This window comes from Vibrio breoganii, assembly GCF_001677275.1.
Lineage (GTDB): Bacteria > Pseudomonadota > Gammaproteobacteria > Enterobacterales > Vibrionaceae > Vibrio > Vibrio breoganii.
In genome coordinates this window covers 728,012-748,500 of record NZ_CP016177.1, presented here as the reverse complement: position 1 = coordinate 748,500, position 20,489 = coordinate 728,012, and the positions used below count along the sequence as shown (strand labels likewise).

The window sequence follows — 20,489 nt, the reverse complement described above, 5'->3', positions numbered from 1 at the left end:
TAGGTACATAATTCGATCTAGATCTAGTTGTTTTCGAGAACATAATTGCATGTTTTTACGACATTATTGAAGTTGGTCAAGGTTATATTGTGATAATTTTTATAGTATTGACCCAGTCGGGAAACAAAGTTGAGGAAATAACAGTGAGTGTCACCTTCAAAGACGTCGCAAAACTGGCTGGTGTTTCGACACAAACCGTTTCACGAGTGACGAATGGATCCGAAAATGTCGCGGAGAAAACACGGAACAAAGTTAACAAAGCAATTAAACAACTAGGCTATGTTCCAAATAAGGGCGCGCAAATGCTTAGCCGTGCCCGTTCCACCAGCATAGGCTTAATCACTCTTGATATGGCATTACATGGTGCGGCACTGATAGCCAACGGCGTGCGTATGAAAGCGCATGAGTTGCATTTTGGTACTGCTTTTTCTGTGGTTTCAGACCCCACCCTTAGCAATATCCAACAGTCCATTCGCGAGCTTATTGCACAGCAAGTGGAGTGTGTGATCCTAAATGTGCCACTGACTTCTGAAGACGCGACTCATTTAGTAGAGCAGTTTCAAAGCCTTCATCTTATCTTTATTGATGTACCTGATGGCACTGGTGTGCATTTTGTTCATGGCGAACATGCGGACGGTGCGGCACAGTCCGTACACCATCTATTGGAAGGTAATAGAGAGCAATTCGTACTAATCACCGGACCGAGCAAATCCAGTGCCTCTAAGATTCGACTGGAAAGTTGGCTCAGTACGCTAAGTGACGTAAACAAGTCGGCGGTTTTTCAATATCAAGGAGACTGGCAAGCTCAAAGTGGGTACCTTGCCGTTCGAGAAGCAATAGCAAAACAAAAGAGCTTTGATGCCATATTGGTTGCTAGTGACCAGATGGCCTTGGGAGCACTTCGAGCCCTAAACGAAATGAACATCGAGGTTCCCCAGCAAGTGGCTGTCGTTGGATTTGATGGTATAGCAGACAGTGCTTACTTCAACCCGCCCCTCACCACAGTGAAGCAAGACTTTACTGAAATAGGACAACAAGCCGTGATTCTCGCCATCGAATTAAAAAATCACGACCCTCTCATTGAGCCCCCACAGAAACAAGTGCGTATTCCTGTCGAGCTCATAAAGCGTGAGAGCAGCAAACCAAAAATAGAAGCTCACTATCAAAAGCAACAGATACAGGATCTACTTCGCCAAGTTGAGGCTCTGCTACCGGATCAGTAAGATAATCGCACTGAACGCTTATTTACACGCCGGAGTGTGCGTACTAGTCAGAGATAAGAAGGTACTGAAATAGAAGACACCTCACTGCTAGGTATTTTCTAATTCTGAACTAATGTCATTGAATCTTCAAAACCAAAAAAGGATTGGCAATAGCCAATCCTTTCTCATTTCACTCACTGTCTCGATTAAGAGTAATCAGAAGCGTACGTTTCTTCGTAAGTGTGCGAGTAAAGCTCGAACAAGTTACCAAACGGGTCTTCTAGGTACACCATTTTTGCTTGTTTGCTGTCGTCTTCTGGGTGGTAGCGCATGATGTCCATGCGAACCTTACCGCCGTATTGTTCTGTGCGAGCGATAGCACCTTCAAAGTCCTCTGTTTGCAGGCAGAAGTGGAAGATACCTAGGCGAGAGAAGTCAACTTCGTGACGCTCTTGGCGCTCTTTCATTTCGAACATCTCAACACCGATGCCGTCTGAAGTGACAAGGTGTGCAATGTTGAAGCCTTTAAAGCCTTCGCCGAATACTGCGATACACATACGGCCAATAGCGGTTTCGCGCTCTTCGATAACCTTAGTGTTGTTCATTACGATTTTAAGACCCAGCGCTTTAGTATAAAACTCAACCGCTTTGTCCATATCGCCAACCATGATACCTACGTGATTCATTTTCATAATCTGCTCCAATCTCTTAGTAATTTGTTTCGTGTTTTGCGTCGATGGAGAGAGTATATGGAGAACTGCTTATCAATAAAAATTATTAAAATTTATTTAAATGATAATATTTCACTATAAAAATTAACACTCTACCTGCCCCACCTTTCTTTCAAGAAAATGTTTTCAACAAATTAGCAGCTAGAGTGTTTAGAGCTAAGAATCAAGAGATTGTTAGTCTATCAACTCGACTAAACCAGCACCTTGCTTGGCTTGGCAGACGTAGATTGACTCTTTAAGGCCTGTTGCCGCTTCATATTGTTGCTCAACGGAAGACTTTATTTCCTCTACTAGGCTTGGGGGCACTAATGCGACGATGCAGCCACCAAAGCCACCACCTGTCATACGAACACCACCAGCACTGCCCACGACATTTTTAACAATCTCCACTAAGGTATCGACTTCGCTCACCGTGATTTCAAAATCATCTCGCATAGACGCATGCGACTCAGCCATTAGCTCCCCCATGCGCTTCATATCACCCGCAATAAGTGCGTCAGTGGCCTCTAGTGTGCGGTTGTTTTCGGTAATAACGTGGCGAGTACGTTTAAATACGACTTCGTCGAGCTCTGAGGCTTTACCTTCAAGTTGCTCGATCGTTACGTCACGTAAAGCCTTAACTGCGAAAATACGAGCCGCCTCTTCACACTGTTCACGGCGAGTATTGTACTCACTATCAACAAGCCCTCGCTTCTTATTAGAGTTGATAATCACCACCGACATGTCTTCAGGCATTGATACACTTTTCGTTTCCAGACTGCGGCAATCTAACAACATTGCGTGGTTTTCACGGCCTTCTGCTGAGATCATTTGATCCATAATGCCGCAGTTACAGCCTACGAATTCATTCTCAGCCTGCTGACCATTGAGAGCGATCTCAGCTTGACTGATCTCTAGTTGGTAAAGCACCTTAAAGGTTTGACCTATAACCACTTCCAATGCTGCCGATGAACTCAGGCCAGCTCCTTGTGGCACATTACCCGTTACTGAAATATCGGCGCCTTTAAACTTAAAACCTCGGCCCAATAAACACTTCACCACGCCTCGGATATAGTTGGCCCACATTTTGTCTTGTTGGAATACAATCTCTTGGGTGATATCAAATTCATCTACAGCATTGTCATAGTCAACGGATATCACACGAACGATATTGTCATCACGTTTGGCTGCAGCAACCATGGTTTGGTAGTTGATAGCGCAAGGAAGAACAAAACCGTCATTGTAATCAGTATGTTCACCAATCAAGTTCACGCGACCCGGAGCTTGAATAATATGAGTTGGTTTGTAGTTAAGTACCTGTTCGAAAGAGGATTTCACGTTTTGAATAAGTTCAGACATAGGATTTTTCTCTAATTTTTATTGTTGAAAGCAACTGCTCTAAACCCGTTTGGATCAGTCGCTTTTTCTAGGGTTATTATTGTTCTTTGTAATGCACATCACTGAGGTCACGAAGACGCTGTGCAGCCTGCTCTGCGGTGAGATCGCGCTGGCTTTCCGCAAGCATCTCATAACCCACCATAAACTTACGGACGGTGGCACTGCGCAGTAGCGGCGGATAAAACAAAGCATGTAACTGCCAATGTTCTATGTCCGTTCCCTCTTCAAAGAAGGGGGCATAATGCCAGCCCATAGAATAAGGGAATGAACACTGAAACAAATTATCGTAACGGCTTGTGAGCTTCTTGATCGCTACAGCAAGATCATCACGCTGCTCGTCGGTTAGCTCGCTCATTCGGCGAATATGTGTTTTCGGTAATAGCATGGTTTCAAAAGGCCACGCCGCCCAGTAAGGCACTACAGCAATCCAATGTTCAGTCTCAACTACAGTACGAGACCCATCTTTTATTTCAGCTTCAACGTAATCCACCAGCAGGTTTGAGCCCTGTTGTTGGTAATACTCTTTCAAGTGCTTTTCTTTACGCTCAATCTCATTGGGCAAGAAGCTGTTCGCCCAAATCTGACCGTGTGGGTGTGGCTGTGAGCAGCCCATTGTTTCACCCTTATTCTCAAAGGCCTGCACCCATAAATACTCTTTGCCCAGCTCTTCAATTTGCTCATTCCAGGTATCAATTACGCCCCTGATTTTGTTCACAGGTAACTCAGGTAGCGTCATACTGTGGTCTGGTGAGAAACAAATCACTCGGCTCAAGCCCCGCACCCCTTGAGTCTTGAACAAGGGGTTATCCGATTGCGGTGCATCAGGGGAGTCAGGCATTAAGGCCGCAAAATCATTACTAAATACATAAGTACCATCATAATCAGGGTTTTCATCACCAGAGATACGAGCATTGGTTGGACACAAAAAGCACTCTTTGTCGTAGCTAGGTAACTCTTGTGTCGATGGTTTCTCATCCTGACCACTCCAAGGGCGCTTTGCTCTGTGTGGTGAAACTAGTATCCACTGCCCAGTTAATGGGTTATAGCGACGATGTGGGTGATCTACTGGGTTAAATTCGATGTTTGACATAATTGTTCTCTTTATTCGTAACCTTGAGGATTGCGTGATTGCCAGTTCCAGGTATCAGCGGTCATGGCTTCAACACTGCGACTTGCCTTCCAACCTAGCTCTTGCTGTGCCTTTTGTGTGCTTGCCCAACACTCTGCAATATCTCCCTGCCGACGAGGACAGATCTCATAAGGCACAGGCTTGCCGCTCGCTTTAGCAAAGGCTTCAACCATTTCCAATACGCTTGAACCCTTGCCGGTACCTAAGTTATAGATATGCAGCCCGGCTTCTTTGCCCACTGCTTTTAATGCGGCTATATGTCCATCTGCAAGATCCATAACGTGGATATAGTCACGAACACCTGTGCCATCTGGGGTTGGGTAATCATCACCAAATACCGCTAATTTGTCTCGACGTCCAACCGCTACCTGAGCAATAAACGGCATCAAGTTATTCGGGATCCCTTGCGGATCTTCACCCATACTTCCCGTTGGATGAGCACCAACAGGATTGAAGTAGCGCAACAAGGTAATGCTCCAGTCATTCTCTGCATCAAACAGATCCGATAAACACTGCTCTACCATGTATTTACTGCGGCCGTACGGGTTGGTCGTTGCACCCGTTGGAGAGTCTTCGGTGATGGGTACGATCTCAGGGTCGCCATATACCGTGGCTGAAGAACTAAACACTATGCTCTTCACTCCTGCTTTCCTCATGCAGCGACACAGCACCAACGAGCCATTAACGTTGTTATCGTAATACTCAAGAGGTTTTGCCACTGATTCACCCACTGCCTTTAAGCCAGCAAAATGAATAACCGCTGCGATGTCATGTTGTGAAAACACGCTATCTAAGAAGGCTTCGTCTCGGATATCACCAAGATGAAATCTTGGTGATATCCCAGTCAAAGCCTCAATGCGCTGCAGAACCTCTTCTTTTGCATTGCAAAGGTTATCTACGATGATAGGTTCCATACCTGCCTCTAGCATTTGCACGCAAGTATGACTTCCTATATATCCCAAACCACCTGTAACGAGTACTTTCACAATAACCTCTCTGTACATTAAATTGATCAACTGCCAATCAGTTTAGCAATCAATTACAGGATCGATCCGTGATCAAACTCAAACAGTGTAAACGTTTCCACAAAAAAGAAGCAGTACATACCTATAAAGATTAACTCACAGGATAAATAAGGGATAAGTAAAGTGTAAACGTTATCACCATCGGTGTATCTATGATGCCATCTTTAAGATGTTGAAAGTTCTGATTTTACACAGTACTTTTAATCAATCAGCTTACGAGAACGACTAGATGACCAATTATTTTGAAAGCCCATTCATAGGGAAAACGCTCAAAGAGCAAGTTACTAACCCCAATATCATTGTCGGTAAACACAGTTATTACTCTGGCTATTACCATAAACACAGCTTTGATGACTGCGCTCGTTACTTACTTCCTGATAGAGATGACGTGGACAAATTGATCATCGGCAGCTATTGCTCGATCGGTTCAGGAGCTGTGTTTATGATGGCCGGTAATCAAGGTCATCAGAATCAGTGGGCCAGTACATTTCCCTTTTTCTATCAAGATAATGAACACTTTATGGATGCCAAAGATGGCTTTGAGCGCTCAGGTGATACTGTCATTGGCAATGATGTCTGGATTGGTACTGAAGCGATGATCATGAATGGTGTCAGAGTTGGTGATGGTGCCATTATTGCGAGTCGAGCCGTGGTAACCAAAGATGTTGAGCCCTATTCCATCGTAGGTTCGAACCCGGCAAAACATATCCGTTATCGCTTTAACGAACATCAGCGCACTCAACTTATCGAGATGAAATGGTGGGAATGGAGCGATTTGCATATCAAAGAAGCTATGAAATTACTTTGCTCCTCTAATATTGAAGGCCTTTATGCCTATTGGAAAGAGAGCATAATAAACGAGTAGTCCAAGTTGCCGCAATGCAATGGCCTTAGTCATTCTTTACTTAGGCCAACTTGAAAACTCGACTCTTTCATCTGCGATATAGAATAAAATCTCACCGCTTTTAATCACAGTACTGAGCTTTTGATTGATATTGACCTCTCCTGCCGAATTACGACTGCCAATAATCGTTGCTTCGAAGTTCTGTTTGAAATCTAAGAACACTTTTTCCAGTTCAAAATCAGGCACCTCTTGAGGCACCACAATACTGTACTGGGTCTGTCCCTTGTGGGCGGAGACCAATTCACTGTGTATAAAGCTACTACCGAAATCTATTACCGACTTGGCCAGCAATTCAGTTGAAAGGTTCGATATGCATTCAGCATTGGGATAATGCGCTGAAAGGATCTGACATTTCACATCATCCACAAAGTGAGCAACGAGATGTGCATTCGGGTTCAGCCTAGCTACAAATAAAGAAATGGTTAATGTCATTTCATCAGTATCTGTATCGACAACCAAACACGACGCTTTATCTATGCTCGCTCGCTTTAGATCATCTTCTTCAGTAAAACTATGTGCATTGATAAATTCAACATCATCGCCGAGTGGGTTTTGTTGCTCTTGGACACTGATAAGAACAATTTTACGCTGCCTTTCTTCTCGCTTCAGCATTTGCACTAAGTGTGGCGTTCTGTCGCGATTGTAGCCAATAATCACAATATGGTTAGTAAAATTCACGTTGTGTTTTCCTTTAAATTGACGAAACCAGAACGTCGAAAACGCACTGATGACCTTGCCGATAATGACACCAAATAAACCTAACGATAGAGGTATAACAAAAAAGGCAGTGAATAGGCGGCCATTGGGCGTAGAAGGTGACATGTCACCATACCCAACGGTTGAACCAGTGACGGCAAGGAAGTAAATAAAATCAACAAGCTGATCGGTAAGTGCATGCTCTCCAAGCACTCGATAGCCCAAATAAACTAGAGTTGAGTATGCAAATACCAAAAACAATGCGTTGGTTCTAGCTAACACCAACGCGTATCTCGAAAGGTATTTATCCCACCAAATAAGTAGTCGTTGTTTAAGTATCACTCGTCATTCCATTTCTCGAATTACACCGCAATTTGGGACATTGTTAGAACCAGTGGTAAGCGGCTGAAATACCATAGTAGTTAATATCTGGACCACCAATATCGTTATACCATGTGTACTCAACGGCGCCAGACCAGTTTTTATGAAATTGATACTCAAGCCCAACACCTAAGTGTGGGGTCCAGCCTTGATCGTCTTCAAAGACATTCTCTCCATTGGCGCTCCACTCGTAGGCCTGAAAACCTATCTTGCCAAAGATAGAGAGGCGATCAACCATTTCATAAGAGCCTTTTGCCGTTAGATCAAGGGTCTTAGCGTCGTAGCTACCCGGTATATCCTTGAGGTCAGCTTCGCCTAAGTCATGGTACCCCAATTCAAAAGCTAGCCATGGCAATGCCTGAACACCAAAAAAGGCCCCCCAAGCAAATGGGGAATCATCCACTTCGCTTACGCTTGTTACACCCGAACCCAAGTCACCATAATTCGCAGACCCCAGTTTGATCCCACCATAAAAATGAGAAAACGTAATATTGTCAGACTCCGCGGCCAATGAAGGAAACGAAACCGCGATTAGTAGCGGGATTGTGAGAGCGTTTTTGATCATTCGCTAATGTCCTTACAAGCTCAAAAAGTATTCGTAATACTGATACCTAATACTAGACCTTGATTATGATGAAATAGAGAAACACGATAGTAAATGTAGCTAATCTGAAGAGATTAATTGAAAAGTGTGACCGCCCTAATGCAACAGATGACCATATACCTAAATAAAATAAGCAGATGAAATTAAAGGATATTATCTAGTTTAATGAGAACGGGTTTGTGGCTATTTCGTCAGCGAGTAGTCATTCATACGTGCATACTTAATTGCATCATGGCGCGAATGAACATTTAACTTTTTATACAGCTTGTAGATGTGACTTTTTACTGTGCTCTCCGAGAGAAACAATCGCGTCGCTATTTGCTGGTTCGAGATGCCATAAGCCAATAGCTCTAATATTTGCTTTTCTCTAGAGGTTAAATCCGAATCGTGTGGATCGGAAGATAGATCAGAGCAACGATAGCTCGATACTAATCGCTCCATATAGGGTCTAGGTAGCCAGAGGCCTCCATTGAAGATGTATTCAATGCTTTCGTTTATGTGCTCAACCATCGCATTTTTAAGAAGTACTCCTTTTAACAACTTCCAACGTAGAAGTTCTTCATCCAGTGGTGTGGCAGGAACGTTGTGCACCATAAGAGGCCAACTTAACATATCAAAGTCGGGTAAAAGTTGTTTGTTGTCGATATCACGCAAGTAACTGTGCTCTATCAAAACTAAGTCAGTTACGAGAGTTTGGCTGTTGGTAATGGCTTCTTCAGGCAGGCAAGTATGTACATTCAGGGCTGTATTGGCGGAAAGCTGCTTTTCTAGAAGACTAGTTTGCAGATTTTTCTCCGCAAGGATCAACAAAGTTCGAGTGTTCATGACTAGTATTTTTTAGTGGCTCACACTACAACCTAAACGTGCCACCGCCTCACTGAATTGATTAAAAATCGTACAGTAAATATAGTTTAAAGAGCTTCCAACAGAAAGGTGAAAAGCTGAGAGTTAGATGAATATCCCATTACATCATTCATCAAAATTACTACTATTGAGAACCTATCTATGCCTATTTCTAAGTCTCTTAAATTTCAAGCAACTGTTTTATCTGCTAATACTACGCCTCATACTTTGATTTAGATTTCCCTTAATTTAGCCGGTGCTAAAATTTAGATTCAAACTTCCTCAGCCTTTTTTAACATGAGTTTTCATACTCTAAGCAACCTTGTCAAAAACTCACTTAATTCATTGTTTATTAATGATTTTTACCACAAAGGTCTTACTTACTTTGAGATGCAAGCTCTCACCACTAACACTCAGCTTTGCCTTATCTATAATCTCATTGCTCTCGAGGAGAAGTGAGAGTAACGACGTATTTTTGTAAAACCCTTAACTGAACAAGCAAGGATAAATGGGGTACTTATTATGAGTCTTAATAAAACAGCAATCGCTATAGTATTGGCGGCAATGTTTCTTGGCGGCAATGCGTTAGCTGATGGTGGCAGACATGGTTCACCAAGCCCATCGAACAGTGTAGAAGTTGATGATAACTATGTTGATGACGGCAATGGGAATAACCAGTGGGAAGACAGTGCCAACATTGATGACAGTTACAACGATCGCTCTGATAGTAGTATGACCGACAATTCAGACCACAGTATGGTCGACAAATCAGACAGTAGTACTACAGACAAGTCTGATAACAGTAGTGTTGTCAAAAATGATGCTAGTACTCATGTAGCCGACAGCTTTAACGATGAGTCAGACAACAGTACAACAGACAAATCGGACAACAGTAGTATTGTCAAAAATGACGCCAGCAATCATGCAAAAGACAGCTTTAATGACAAGTCAGACAATAGTATGACCGACAAATCAGATAACAGCACAGTGACCAGAAATGATGCCAAAGATAGTTTTAATACTGATTCCAGTGCTAATTATGAGAACAGTCATAACACTATCACCCTAGATGCTGACGTCGTTATCGCAAACTCAGCTCAAATTGGTGCCGTAAGTGGTAATAGTTTGAATTCAGGTGGTGGCTTTGGAAGAAGACCTGGTGGTGCAGCTGGAATGAGTAATACCAATAACCTTGGTGGATTTGGTGGTGCAGCTGGTATCACTACAGTGACTCAAAATGCTGGAGCTAATTCCTTAGTCCAACAAAACGTGACAACCAATGCCAATGTTTTAGCGGATTAAACCAAATTGGCTAGGAGAATATGATGCGTTTGACACTGTGCACGATCAGTTTGATGTTGACCTTCTCTGTGCACGCTGAAGAACTCGTGTTGCCCAACGTAGCTGTTGCCAACGAGGTGATGGAGCAATCTAGAGGTAAGCAGTCTGTAGAACTCGATTTTACGAGTTTAGCTTCTGACGTCGATGGCATAAGCGTCGGCAACACAGCAAGCAACACAGTTAGCGGTAATAACATTCTGTCTTCGGGAGCGTTGTCTGATAGCTCTGGTATTTCCAGCGTTATTCAAAATACAGGTAACAACGTACTGATTCAGAATTCAACCGTCGTCAATTTGAGTATCGAATAGCAAGATGAAAAGGATAAGAAGACCCCTAGCATGGTTGGTGCTGACACTGTCGGCATCAACCTTTGCTATTGAATTCCTGCCGCACAGAGCTAACTATTCGGTGCCAGTCAAAAGCTACAAAGAACTGGTTTTTGGTGATGTTTATCGACAGCAATATGATTTCAGTTGTGGCTCTGCTGCTCTGGCTTCTTTGTTGCAGTTTCATTATCAACGCCCTGCCAGAGAGCAGGATATCTTTGATGTGATGTATGAACAAGGAGACAAGAGTCTCATCAATCAACAAGGCTTTTCCCTGTTAGACATGAAGTTCTATCTTGAGTCTGTGGGCCTAAAGGCCGATGGTTTTCATATTAGCTTACAGAAACTCCGTAGTATTGGAGTTCCCGGAATAACCTTAGTTAATTTCGATGGCTATATGCACTTTGTTGTCATTCGAGGGATAAGTGAGAACAATATTGTTATTGGGGATCCCTCTCGCGGAACTATGGTTATGCCTGTTGAACACTTCAATCAGTATTATCAGGGGCTCACCTTGATAGTGCGTAATGAAGCAGAAGTAGGCAAGGCAGGCTTCATTACAGATGATGAGTTCTCAATCTACAATGCCTCACCACTAGAAGCAGGCGTTTCACGTGATTCACTAGGGGTGTTTAGTATCACGCTACCCATCTCTGGGGACTATTAGGAGTGGCTATAATGACGAGTAAGTTAATAGTAGCGTTCGGGTTGTTGTTACTTCCCGTCAGTACTTTACACGCTGATGAGATCCGTGTAGCTGGTATTGAAATCGCCGACAACACCACTCTGTCGACCTTGAGGGGCGGCTTTCAGCTTAGCAACGATTATGTCATTGATATTGGCATAAGCATCACGGCTGCGGTCAACGGAAAAAACATCTATCAAACAACTATTGCTAATCTCGTATTCCACAATGGTACTCTCACCGCCAAACCAACGTCTAATGACGAAGGTTATAATCCAACTAACTCTAGTCTCGTTAATGTGGTTCAGGTTGGAGAAGGTAATGTCATTGGCGGCACAGACCTTCAATCAGAGGAAGCTGAATTGCCCAAGCCTGACATAACTGGACCAAGCATTATCAATATCATCCAAAACACCTTGGATGATAGTGTGCTTGGGCTTAATACTGTTGTCGATGTGGATGCTCGAGTAGAGAGTGTTAATAAGCAGATCAGAGATGATCTTCGCTTGAAAGAGTCTTTACTTCAGCATAGATACTAAACTGACTAGAAGTAATAAGGTACTCTGACCGATAGTTGAAAGTCTGGTGTATCTTCGGTCAGTCCGGCTTGTGCGCTGATGTTTAAAGATGAGCGTGGATTCATTCTTAGATTCACCCCTACCGTCAAAGAGTCTAAGTGTAAAAGCTTGGCGTCATCCGGCTCTTGTCCATTGATCTTACTCTTTAGAATAGTTCTGTGGGTCACTCCTATTGAGAACGACAGGTCTGGATTGACAGCAAACCCCATCCCTCCCCCAATTGATATGGTATCCCCCAAATCAATCTTTTGCTCTTCACTACCCACCTCGACTTTATCTTCAATATTATATATGTACCCTATATTAGCGAATAGCACTGCGGGATCAGTTGGGTAGAGCATGGTGAGACTGGGTTCAATACTCCAAAACCCTGAGCCTGTAGAGACGTCCTCTAGAGTATTTGTAGTTTCATCAATATCAATTTCATAAGGAGAGCGACCCGTTCTGGTTTTGAGTCTCAGCCCCCCTATCCAATAGGGTGTGCTTTCAAAATTAAACTGATGACGCAAACCAATTTCTAGATCCCCCATCGCTCCTCCGCTATTCGAACGGTTAATCACGTCGGGGGAACCATCTTGTATTGGTCTCACTGTTATCTGATCATTACGGTAAACATAAGGCAAACGTAGTTCAAACTCCGTCGCGTTGGTTAGTCCTAATCGCGCAGTTAAACCAAAAGTAGTCGTCACAAAATCTGCATCACTGACCTCTATACGGCCAATAATTAAGGTGGGAAGCACGGTATAGCCAACAACAGAGACACGATTTGAGGAGTTCTGTGTAAAGCTAAGAGAGCCTTCTAAGGACCAAGTCCCTTTAGGTGATAAAACTCCCGGCTTATCAATGACATCCCCAACCGTCAGTGTAACGTCGTTGTTCTCTTCCGCATGAATAGTTTGGCTCATGCACAATAAGACTGCGCTACACCAGACAATCGGCTTGCCTAACATCACAAAATCCTCCCTCGTAAAGAGTGGTTAATTTTTAGACAACTTTTGCGTATACCGCAACTTATTCACCTAAAAAATAACAACAAGAAAATATAATCTGATTAAGCATTGAAGGGACAAAAGTACATACTGTAGAAACGCAAAAAGCCCGTCATTTCTGACAGGCTTCTTTAAAGTGGTCGGTGAAGAGGGATTGGATGCGACCGGGCTTCCGGCGGACTGGCGTTCCAGCGCGGCGGGCTTCCGTACTCGACTGATTTGTTTCCCTCTAAAACGACGAAACCCCGCACGATGTGCGGGGTTTCTATGTATGGTCGGTGAAGAGGGATTCGAACCCCCGACCCTCTGGTCCCAAACCAGATGCGCTACCAAGCTGCGCTATTCACCGAGTTCTCAACGAGGAGTATTTCCTGCTGAGACCGCGTATATTACGGATTTTTTCTCACTGCGCAATACCTATCTTTATAAAAATGCGTTTGAGCTATCTATGTGGCGACAAATCACACTACCTCACCAAAAATGAGAGCCACCAGCCATTAACAGCAAACTAAAAGTTACATACGAGCAACAATTGATCCAGATCATCTCTACTTTCAAGTCACAAATTACTATGGTTACATCATTCAGCAATGGGTGATGAATCTCCTCACTAGATCAGTTAGCAGCCAATTGTTGCGCCGAGGCAATCTGAATTGCCTCGGTTTTTCTTTTTTAAGTGACGTTCGTCGATTTCCAATTATAATCTCCCTATTCCAACCTATTTCTTGATTTTTATGTCTGAAGAATTTGAAAATGATTTTTCCTTTCATGAGATGATGGGAGATGTTAAACCTCTCCATCAAGACACCGCCGTCCATAAGAGGTCTCATACCACCGATGATAACCATCTACTGAGACAACTGGCGGCGGTAAGTATTGAAGAAGAACTACCTGAATATTTAACGCTTGATAATGCGCCCATGCTAAAGCCTGACGATATTATCGAGTTTAAACGTAGCGGTGTACAAAATGGTGTTTACCGGAAACTAAGGCTGGGCAAGTACCCAATTCAAGCCAAGTTAGATCTGCATCGCAGAACCCTAACTCAGGCACGAGATGAAGTTGTACACTTCCTCAAGCAATGCTTAAGACTCGAAGCAAGAACTATCATTATCGTGCATGGTAAGGGTCATAACTCAAACCCACCAGCACTAATGAAAAGCTACGTTGCTTTTTGGCTACAACAAATTAATGAAGTACTTTGTGTTCATTCAGCTCAAGCCTTTCACGGTGGAAGTGGCGCAATCTATGTAATGCTGAAGAAGAACGAAGAGAAGAAACTAGAGAACCGAGAACGTCACCAAAAACGTCAAGGTTAACTCAAAACAGAGAGAACTATGTCTGATAACGCAAAGCGACTAAATAAATTCATCAGTGAAACTGGCTTCTGCTCTCGCAGAGAGGCGGACAGACTGATCGAACAAGGCCGAGTGACCATTAATGGTAAAATCCCAGAGATGGGCACTAAGGTCTCTTCAGAGGACGAGGTTCTTGTTGATGGCAAACCACTAAGAGAAAAGCGCAAAGCCCTCTACATAGCACTGAACAAGCCTACAGGGGTCACCTGTACCACAGAGCGCGATATCCCTGGAAACATTGTCGACTTTATTGGACACAAAGAACGTATTTTCCCGATTGGTAGATTAGATAAGCCATCAGATGGCCTAATCTTTTTGACCAACGATGGTGATATCGTCAATAAGATCCTTCGCGCTGGGAACAACCACGAAAAAGAGTATGTGGTTCGTGTTGATAGACCTATCACACCAGAGTTTTTGAAGAAGATGGCCAGCGGTGTGCCCATTTTGGACACGGTAACCTTGCCATGTGAGATCACTAAAGAGTCCGAGTACAGCTTTCGCATCGTCTTAACTCAAGGGTTGAACCGTCAGATTCGACGCATGTGTGAAGCGTTAGATTACCGTGTATTCAAACTGCGCCGAGTGCGTATTATGAATATCACTATCGATGGCATTCCCAACGGTAAATGGCGCTACTTAAGTGATGATGAGGTAAAAACCTTGCTTGAACTCAGCGGCGATTCTGTAGGAACAGAAGAAGCCTCCGTAAAGGATGCTCAAGGCCGACGTATAAGAAAAGCCACTGACGCTAAGCTTTACGATAGCCGTGAAGAAAACCAAGCCTCTAGAGCCCGTCGCAACCGCGATGAGCAAAAGCAGGTATTTGATGGCAAGTTTACCCCTAGCAGACACAGACCAAAGGGCAATTCGTCAACTGGAAAGCCATCTGGCAATAAAAGTTACGCTAAACCAAAAGCCACCCCTACAAAACCAAGCGAAGGCAACAAGCCTCGAGTGAAGGGAAAGCTCAGCTTGAAGAAGTAAGACTTATTTGTAGCTGTCAGCTTCAAGCTTTCAGCTACAAGTATCTTCTTGAAATAGTCACCCCTCAGCCGTCATCCTAGAAACAGCTTAGCTGTTATCTAGGATCTTAGGGAGTGCTGCAGTTAGCCATATGCACTCTAAGATTCTGCTAGGCAGGCATACCGGATAAATACCTCGTATGCTCCAGAATGACCATTTCCTATCGATATTAAAGCTCTTTCTGAAAGCTGACAGCTTAAAGCTTGCAGCTGATCAAAGCCTTTCATCCTTAGGCGAATCCATCACCACCATAGTAGTAATCGATTTCACGTACTCACACTCTCCCAGCACATCGGCATGAATACGCTTATATGCGGCTAAATCTTTTGTCTCAATTCGCAGCAAATACTCATTAGCGCCAGTAATATTGTGACACTCCACCACCTCATCGACAAAGCGAACATGCTGTTCAAAGGCATGTTGGGCCTTCTTGCTGTGCGAGGAGAGCCCTATCGACACGTAAGCCACGAAACCCACGCCAAGCTGCACACCATCAAGAAGCACCCGATAACCCTTAATGATCCCTTTACGCTCGAGATCCTGCACTCTCCGCAATGTCGCCGAAGCCGACAAACCTACCTTCTCTGCCAGTTCAACATTGGCTATTTTTCCGCTTCGCTTTAATTCTTGCAATATTCTGTCGTCAAACTTATCCATAGCGCACTCAGATTGTTCAATTGGGTTTATTACTATCAATATAAGCGAATAATTGCTCAGTGCCACAATTAAAATTGTTCTATCCATTTACGATAGAAGGTTTTAGTCATGGAACTGCATCACTTAGGCGCGTTACTCTTGTTTGCTTTTGTCTCCACAGCGACTCCGGGACCAAACAATATAATGTTGATGAGTTCGGGCGCTAATGTAGGTTTTAGGAAAACCATCCCTCACATGTTGGGGATTACGATAGGTTTTGCCGTAATGCTGATCTTGGTAGGAGTTGGGTTGATTGGCGTGTTTAATGCTTATCCTCAAAGTCACACCATACTTAAGTATGTCAGCCTTGGGTATTTGCTCTACTTGGCCGCAAAGATCGCCACCAGCGGTAAGGTGAAGGAGAAAGGCTCATTCACACCAATGAGCTTTTTAGGTGCGGCGAGCTTTCAATGGGTTAATCCAAAGGGGTGGTCGATGGCGTTGACCGCTATCGCTTTGTTTAGTGCAACGGGTTCGTGGTGGGAACTACTGGTGATTTCAGGGATTTTTACCTTAGCCAATATACCATCGGTCACACTGTGGACATTAGCAGGCATGCAACTGCAGCGCTGGCTCACTACCTCCATTCGAATCAAAAGCTTCAATGTAGGGATGGCTTCTCTATTGCTGTTATCCGCCGTTGCGATGCTTTAGCTTTACTCACTTAGAGGGGCAAAGCAGCCCTGGACTTGCTCAACCAACAACTGTGGGTTGATTTCAATTTCTAGCCCTCGCTTTCCACCACTAATGCAGATGGTGGCTTGATGCTCGGCACTTTGATCAATAAAGGTTGGCAGGCGTTTTTTCTGAGCTAAAGGGCTTATCCCTCCAACCAGATAACCTGTGATTTTTTGTGCCAATGCAGGGTCGGCCATAGTGGCCTTTTTAAGCTTATTCGCCTTGGCGGCAAGCTTAAGATTCAACTTTTTGTTAACAGGGACAACAGCAACTCCTAGACCTTGGGCACTGCCGTCCACTGAGAAAAGTAGAGTTTTAAACACCTGCTCCGCAGGCTGCCCCGTCGCCTCAACAGCTTCTAAACCGAAGCTTTCATGGTTTGGGTCATGCTTATATTGATGAAGTTCAAAGGGTACCTTGTTCTTTTTCAATAAACGTACAGCAGGTGTCATGGTTCTCTCTTATTTTTACGGGTAACGAACTTCGCCATTTGGCGCGTATAGAGTTACGTCTAGTGGGCTATGGCTCTCAAGATACTCTTTCAGAACCTCAGCATCAACGAAACCAGTATCCACATAACCAGGATGAGCGGTAATCGCAGGATAACCATCACCACCCGCGGCATTGAAGCTAGGGATACTAAAGCGATACTTACCGTTTGGATCAATCGCTTTGCCGCCAATCATCACATCAGTAACACCCTTGCTCGTCACTGTCATAGAAATACCCGCAAACTGAGCATAAGCGCCCGAGTCCGTTGGTTTCAATGCAACAACATTCAGGTAATCCAATACCTCAACGCCCGTCATGTCCACATAGGTAACGATATTGCCAAACGGTTGAACCGTTAACACATCTTTATAGGTGATATTACCCTGTGCAATAGAATCACGCACGCCACCTGAGTTCATTACGCCAAAGTCAGCTTTTGCACGAGTCATGTGCGCGGTAGCAATCAAGCGTCCTAGATTGGTTTGTTCAAATCTAACTTTATTACGATCGCCTTCCAGCTTGCCATTAGACTCTGCGATCTTCACATTCAATTTTTCTTGGCCTTGCTCTTGATACGGCGCTAAGAAATCTTCGACATCTGAATCTTGCTCAATTTCTTCACCCACGATGACGCGCTCTTTCTTACCATCAACCTCTACCTTTTTGGTTAGGTTGATAGGCACAAGTTCGTAATGAACAAGGTTTAATTCACCGTTTTCATATTCGTAATCCGCACGACCAACGTATTTGCCCCACTCAAAGGCTTGCATGATCCAAGTGCCGTTTTGTTGGTCAGGTTGACACTCATCACCAGGCTTGAACTGTTTCTTCACCAGATTAGGCCCTTCCATACAAACAGGCTCTTGTGAGTGACCACCAATCACCATGTCTAAAGCGCCAGCTGGAAGATAACGAGCTAACGCTACGTCACCCGGAGCATTACCGCCGTTATTGCCATCTTGGTAGTGACCCATGTGAGTCACAGCAATGGTGATATCTGGCTGTTCGGATTGCTCAATCTCTGCAAGCAACTGCTTGGCTTCTGGCTTTGGATCTCTGAAATCGAGAGATTGAATAAATTCAGGGTTACCAATCTTTGCTGTGTCTTCCGTGGTTAAGCCAATGACCGCTATCTTCAGACCTTCTTTCTCAAACATCTGATAAGGCTGAAATTTACGTGTTTGGCTCTCTTTGTCATAGATATTGGCAGACAACATAGGGAACTCAGCCCACTCTTGCTGCTTTTCTAGAATCGATAATGGATTATCAAATTCGTGGTTACCCAGTGCCATTGCGTCATAGCCGAGTAACGTCATACCTTTGAAGTCAGGTTCTGCATCGAGAAGATCGGACTCAGGAACACCGGTATTAATGTCACCACCGGAAAGCAGCAATACGGCGCCACCTTCAGACTCAACTTCCTCTCTAATTTGATCGATGAGCGTCTTTCTCGCCGCCATACCTAACTCGCCATATTTGTTTGGCCAGAAGCGACCGTGATGGTCGTTGGTATGTAAGATTGTCAGCTTTTGAACGCCGTTGGTTTCAACAACATTATCCGATGCACAGCCTACCGCGAGCGTGCCAAACGCTACAGCCAAGACCAATGATTTCATTTTTAACCGTTCCATGTATTTCTTTCCAATGAAATGTATTCGCACAAAAAATAGCAACAAAAAAACGGGCATGCGAATGCAATGCCCGTTTTTACTATTACTATCACAGAGTTAGAGTGTTAAACCCTATTTGATATCGATTTGAGCAAAGCTCTTAATCAAATCATCCAGTGATTTCATCTGTGTCAAGAATGGTTCTAGCTTGTCCAAAGGCAGAGCTGAAGGGCCATCACAGCGCGCTTTATCTGGGTCTGGATGCGCTTCAATAAACAAGCCTGCGATACCTGTAGCAAGACCTGCTTTCGCCAGTTCTACTGTCTGCTCGCGGCGACCACCAGATGCTGCACCACTTGGATCGCGCATTTGTAGTGAGTGAGTCACATCAAAGATGATAGGACTGCCGTTTGACACCTTTTTCATTACGCCAAAGCCCAGCATATCCACAACTAGATTGTCGTAGCCCATGCATGCGCCGCGCTCACACAAGATAATCTTATCGTTGCCACACTCAGCAAACTTATCAACGATGTTACCTACCTGGTTTGGACTCATGAACTGAGGCTTCTTCACGTTGATTACAGCGCCCGTTTTTGCCATCGCTTCTACAAGGTCAGTCTGACGAGCCAAGAAAGCAGGAAGCTGAATAACATCAACCACTTCTGAAACAGGCTGCGCTTGCGCTTCAGTGTGCACATCAGTAATGATTTTTACGCCAAACGTAGATTTCAGCTCTTCAAAGATCTTCATTCCTTCTTCAAGGCCAGGACCACGGTAAGAGTGAACTGAGCTGCGGTTTGCTTTATCAAACGAGGCTTTAAACACGTAAGGAATGCCTAGGCGATCCGTCACTTCAACGTAGTGTTCACATGCACGCATTGCGAGATCGCGTGATTCAAGAACATTAATCCCACCAAATAGAGTGAAAGGCTTATCATTGGCAACTGAAATATCACCAACCTGAACTACTTTTTGTTCCATGTGTATCTCTCTTTTTATTGAAGCTAGTGTAAGACCACTGGCTCGTCGTTAATTGATTTTAATTGTAGCTTGAGCATGTCTGCCGCGGGATCATGAGGGCATTTTTCAATGAAAAACTCATAGTCTTTGCGTGCAACCTGGAAGCAATTTAGCTGCTGATAGATGAAGCCTCTGTCGCGAATCTCATACGGGTCTTCAGGCACTAGGCTCAACGCAAGATTGCTACACGCCAAGGCTTGAGTATAGCGCTCCTCACGCATAAGAGCGCCCTTCAGCACGCCTAGCCAGCGTCCAATAATGGTAGAAGTATCGGCAATCGACAAATGCTCAGGCTTAAGCATAGCTGCATTACCCTCGGCGCCTTTAAGCCAAGACTGCAACGTGTGCTTAGCCACATACTCGCCATTAAACGGATTCACATAATCAGGCTTCATATCTGGCCATTTAACCACTAACAGGAACTGAGTGGGAAAACTGACACCTTCTATTGGAAAACCAAGTTTACGACCTAAATACAACATCAGTGCACCAAGGCTGACAGGGATGCCCTTCTTACGTTGCAGAACCTTTTCTACAAAGGCGTTCTCAGAAGAAAAGTAGTTTTCATAGTCACCCTGAAAGCCCCACTCCTGATAGAACATGCGTATTAAGGCATCAAAGCGTGCCTTCTCGTTCGTTTCTCTCGATAAAACCTGTTCAGCTTCATCAAGCATCTTTTCTAATTGCAACTCAACCCAAGTAGCATTAATGCTAGGGTCGACCTGGGAGCAAAGACGCAATGCGCCTTCGACCAATTCTAAATCATCAAGACCGTTAAACCACAGATCTGACATT

The 20,489-nt window shown here is 44.1% G+C and carries 22 protein-coding genes and 1 tRNA gene; 9 read left to right on the top strand and 14 right to left on the bottom strand.

The window, feature by feature from the left end; all coding sequences use genetic code 11:
* Positions 1-143 precede the first annotated feature (143 nt).
* Positions 144-1,223, top strand: a complete 1,080-nt coding sequence (locus tag A6E01_RS03600) for a LacI family DNA-binding transcriptional regulator (protein ID WP_017031121.1) — start codon at positions 144-146, stop codon at positions 1,221-1,223.
* A gap of 185 nt (positions 1,224-1,408) precedes the next feature.
* Here the strand turns inward: A6E01_RS03600 and A6E01_RS03595 are convergent, their stop codons facing one another.
* The 4 genes from A6E01_RS03595 to galE form a co-directional block, all read right to left on the bottom strand.
* Complete coding sequence (locus A6E01_RS03595) at positions 1,409-1,894, bottom strand: VOC family protein (RefSeq protein WP_017030954.1); 486 nt, start codon at positions 1,892-1,894, stop codon at positions 1,409-1,411.
* 213 nt (positions 1,895-2,107) lie between these two features.
* Entirely contained in the window at positions 2,108-3,271 is a 1,164-nt protein-coding gene (galK, locus tag A6E01_RS03590) for a galactokinase (protein ID WP_065209590.1), read from the bottom strand.
* A gap of 76 nt (positions 3,272-3,347) precedes the next feature.
* A complete protein-coding gene (locus A6E01_RS03585; RefSeq protein WP_017031124.1) occupies positions 3,348-4,400 on the bottom strand; it encodes a UDP-glucose--hexose-1-phosphate uridylyltransferase in 1,053 nt (350 codons plus the stop codon).
* Positions 4,401-4,411: 11 nt separating this feature from the next.
* Positions 4,412-5,425: a UDP-glucose 4-epimerase GalE gene (gene galE, locus A6E01_RS03580; protein WP_026012711.1), complete on the bottom strand. Its 1,014-nt coding sequence runs from the start codon at positions 5,423-5,425 to the stop codon at positions 4,412-4,414.
* Between the two features lie 268 nt (positions 5,426-5,693).
* On the opposite strand from galE, the gene catB reads away from it, so the two are divergent.
* Positions 5,694-6,329: a type B chloramphenicol O-acetyltransferase gene (gene catB, locus A6E01_RS03575; RefSeq protein ID WP_065209589.1), complete on the top strand. Its 636-nt coding sequence runs from the start codon at positions 5,694-5,696 to the stop codon at positions 6,327-6,329.
* A 36-nt stretch (positions 6,330-6,365) separates the two neighbouring features.
* Here the strand turns inward: catB and A6E01_RS03570 are convergent, their stop codons facing one another.
* The 3 genes from A6E01_RS03570 to A6E01_RS03560 form a co-directional block, all read right to left on the bottom strand.
* Positions 6,366-7,406 (bottom strand): ion channel, encoded by a 1,041-nt coding sequence (locus A6E01_RS03570; RefSeq protein WP_017031127.1) that lies wholly within the window; start codon positions 7,404-7,406, stop codon positions 6,366-6,368.
* Positions 7,407-7,449: 43 nt separating this feature from the next.
* On the bottom strand, positions 7,450-8,010 hold the full coding sequence (locus tag A6E01_RS03565; RefSeq protein ID WP_017031128.1) for an outer membrane beta-barrel protein: 561 nt from the start codon (positions 8,008-8,010) through the stop codon (positions 7,450-7,452).
* 222 nt (positions 8,011-8,232) lie between these two features.
* Positions 8,233-8,874, bottom strand: a complete 642-nt coding sequence (locus tag A6E01_RS03560) for a helix-turn-helix transcriptional regulator (protein WP_065209588.1) — start codon at positions 8,872-8,874, stop codon at positions 8,233-8,235.
* A 540-nt stretch (positions 8,875-9,414) separates the two neighbouring features.
* Between A6E01_RS03560 and A6E01_RS03555 the strand changes: the two genes are divergently transcribed.
* Genes A6E01_RS03555 through A6E01_RS03540 form a run of 4 tightly spaced genes read left to right on the top strand, consistent with a single transcriptional unit; the run spans position 9,415 to position 11,783 of the window.
* Positions 9,415-10,194 carry a hypothetical protein gene (locus tag A6E01_RS03555; protein WP_065209587.1) on the top strand — a complete coding sequence of 260 codons (780 nt, stop codon included), beginning with the start codon at positions 9,415-9,417 and terminating at the stop codon, positions 10,192-10,194.
* Between the two features lie 23 nt (positions 10,195-10,217).
* Positions 10,218-10,541, top strand: a complete 324-nt coding sequence (locus A6E01_RS03550) for a carbon storage regulator (protein WP_065209586.1) — start codon at positions 10,218-10,220, stop codon at positions 10,539-10,541.
* A 4-nt stretch (positions 10,542-10,545) separates the two neighbouring features.
* The gene (locus tag A6E01_RS03545; protein ID WP_167714317.1) at positions 10,546-11,226 is read left to right on the top strand and encodes a C39 family peptidase; all 681 of its coding nucleotides are present in this window, start codon (positions 10,546-10,548) and stop codon (positions 11,224-11,226) included.
* 11 nt (positions 11,227-11,237) lie between these two features.
* Complete coding sequence (locus tag A6E01_RS03540; RefSeq protein ID WP_237334489.1) at positions 11,238-11,783, top strand: hypothetical protein; 546 nt, start codon at positions 11,238-11,240, stop codon at positions 11,781-11,783.
* A 5-nt stretch (positions 11,784-11,788) separates the two neighbouring features.
* Here the strand turns inward: A6E01_RS03540 and A6E01_RS03535 are convergent, their stop codons facing one another.
* Complete coding sequence (locus A6E01_RS03535) at positions 11,789-12,772, bottom strand: transporter (protein ID WP_065209585.1); 984 nt, start codon at positions 12,770-12,772, stop codon at positions 11,789-11,791.
* 311 nt (positions 12,773-13,083) lie between these two features.
* Positions 13,084-13,160, bottom strand: a tRNA-Pro gene (locus A6E01_RS03530).
* Positions 13,161-13,545: 385 nt separating this feature from the next.
* Between A6E01_RS03530 and smrA the strand changes: the two genes are divergently transcribed.
* Positions 13,546-14,130: a DNA endonuclease SmrA gene (gene smrA / locus A6E01_RS03525; RefSeq protein ID WP_017031135.1), complete on the top strand. Its 585-nt coding sequence runs from the start codon at positions 13,546-13,548 to the stop codon at positions 14,128-14,130.
* A gap of 18 nt (positions 14,131-14,148) precedes the next feature.
* Complete coding sequence (rluF, locus tag A6E01_RS03520) at positions 14,149-15,156, top strand: 23S rRNA pseudouridine(2604) synthase RluF (protein WP_065209584.1); 1,008 nt, start codon at positions 14,149-14,151, stop codon at positions 15,154-15,156.
* Positions 15,157-15,408: 252 nt separating this feature from the next.
* Here rluF and A6E01_RS03515 read toward each other — a convergent pair whose 3' ends face one another.
* Positions 15,409-15,852, bottom strand: a complete 444-nt coding sequence (locus A6E01_RS03515) for an Lrp/AsnC family transcriptional regulator (RefSeq protein ID WP_065210341.1) — start codon at positions 15,850-15,852, stop codon at positions 15,409-15,411.
* 108 nt (positions 15,853-15,960) lie between these two features.
* On the opposite strand from A6E01_RS03515, the gene A6E01_RS03510 reads away from it, so the two are divergent.
* Complete coding sequence (locus tag A6E01_RS03510; protein ID WP_065209583.1) at positions 15,961-16,545, top strand: LysE family translocator; 585 nt, start codon at positions 15,961-15,963, stop codon at positions 16,543-16,545.
* 2 nt (positions 16,546-16,547) lie between these two features.
* On the opposite strand, the gene ybaK is transcribed toward A6E01_RS03510, so the two are convergent.
* The 4 genes from ybaK to A6E01_RS03490 form a co-directional block, all read right to left on the bottom strand.
* The gene (gene ybaK / locus A6E01_RS03505; protein WP_065209582.1) at positions 16,548-17,021 is read right to left on the bottom strand and encodes a Cys-tRNA(Pro) deacylase; all 474 of its coding nucleotides are present in this window, start codon (positions 17,019-17,021) and stop codon (positions 16,548-16,550) included.
* A gap of 15 nt (positions 17,022-17,036) precedes the next feature.
* Positions 17,037-18,677 carry a bifunctional UDP-sugar hydrolase/5'-nucleotidase UshA gene (ushA, locus tag A6E01_RS03500; RefSeq protein WP_065209581.1) on the bottom strand — a complete coding sequence of 547 codons (1,641 nt, stop codon included), beginning with the start codon at positions 18,675-18,677 and terminating at the stop codon, positions 17,037-17,039.
* 126 nt (positions 18,678-18,803) lie between these two features.
* Complete coding sequence (gene kdsA / locus A6E01_RS03495) at positions 18,804-19,655, bottom strand: 3-deoxy-8-phosphooctulonate synthase (protein ID WP_065209580.1); 852 nt, start codon at positions 19,653-19,655, stop codon at positions 18,804-18,806.
* A 23-nt stretch (positions 19,656-19,678) separates the two neighbouring features.
* A complete protein-coding gene (locus A6E01_RS03490; protein ID WP_065209579.1) occupies positions 19,679-20,488 on the bottom strand; it encodes a SirB1 family protein in 810 nt (269 codons plus the stop codon).
* Position 20,489: the final 1 nt, after the last annotated feature.

Coding starts and splice junctions, on each gene's coding strand:
- A6E01_RS03545 (WP_167714317.1), top strand. CDS start 10,546: ATGAAAAGGATAAGAAGACCCCTAGCATGGTTGGTGCTGACACTGTCG.
- ybaK (WP_065209582.1), bottom strand. CDS start 17,021: ATGACACCTGCTGTACGTTTATTGAAAAAGAACAAGGTACCCTTTGAA.
- A6E01_RS03555 (WP_065209587.1), top strand. CDS start 9,415: ATGAGTCTTAATAAAACAGCAATCGCTATAGTATTGGCGGCAATGTTT.
- A6E01_RS03510 (WP_065209583.1), top strand. CDS start 15,961: ATGGAACTGCATCACTTAGGCGCGTTACTCTTGTTTGCTTTTGTCTCC.
- galK (WP_065209590.1), bottom strand. CDS start 3,271: ATGTCTGAACTTATTCAAAACGTGAAATCCTCTTTCGAACAGGTACTT.
- A6E01_RS03515 (WP_065210341.1), bottom strand. CDS start 15,852: ATGGATAAGTTTGACGACAGAATATTGCAAGAATTAAAGCGAAGCGGA.
- catB (WP_065209589.1), top strand. CDS start 5,694: ATGACCAATTATTTTGAAAGCCCATTCATAGGGAAAACGCTCAAAGAG.
- ushA (WP_065209581.1), bottom strand. CDS start 18,677: ATGAAATCATTGGTCTTGGCTGTAGCGTTTGGCACGCTCGCGGTAGGC.
- A6E01_RS03585 (WP_017031124.1), bottom strand. CDS start 4,400: ATGTCAAACATCGAATTTAACCCAGTAGATCACCCACATCGTCGCTAT.
- A6E01_RS03535 (WP_065209585.1), bottom strand. CDS start 12,772: ATGTTAGGCAAGCCGATTGTCTGGTGTAGCGCAGTCTTATTGTGCATG.
- A6E01_RS03540 (WP_237334489.1), top strand. CDS start 11,238: ATGACGAGTAAGTTAATAGTAGCGTTCGGGTTGTTGTTACTTCCCGTC.
- smrA (WP_017031135.1), top strand. CDS start 13,546: ATGTCTGAAGAATTTGAAAATGATTTTTCCTTTCATGAGATGATGGGA.
- A6E01_RS03565 (WP_017031128.1), bottom strand. CDS start 8,010: ATGATCAAAAACGCTCTCACAATCCCGCTACTAATCGCGGTTTCGTTT.
- A6E01_RS03595 (WP_017030954.1), bottom strand. CDS start 1,894: ATGAAAATGAATCACGTAGGTATCATGGTTGGCGATATGGACAAAGCG.
- rluF (WP_065209584.1), top strand. CDS start 14,149: ATGTCTGATAACGCAAAGCGACTAAATAAATTCATCAGTGAAACTGGC.
- A6E01_RS03490 (WP_065209579.1), bottom strand. CDS start 20,488: ATGTCAGATCTGTGGTTTAACGGTCTTGATGATTTAGAATTGGTCGAA.
- A6E01_RS03560 (WP_065209588.1), bottom strand. CDS start 8,874: ATGAACACTCGAACTTTGTTGATCCTTGCGGAGAAAAATCTGCAAACT.
- kdsA (WP_065209580.1), bottom strand. CDS start 19,655: ATGGAACAAAAAGTAGTTCAGGTTGGTGATATTTCAGTTGCCAATGAT.
- A6E01_RS03550 (WP_065209586.1), top strand. CDS start 10,218: ATGCGTTTGACACTGTGCACGATCAGTTTGATGTTGACCTTCTCTGTG.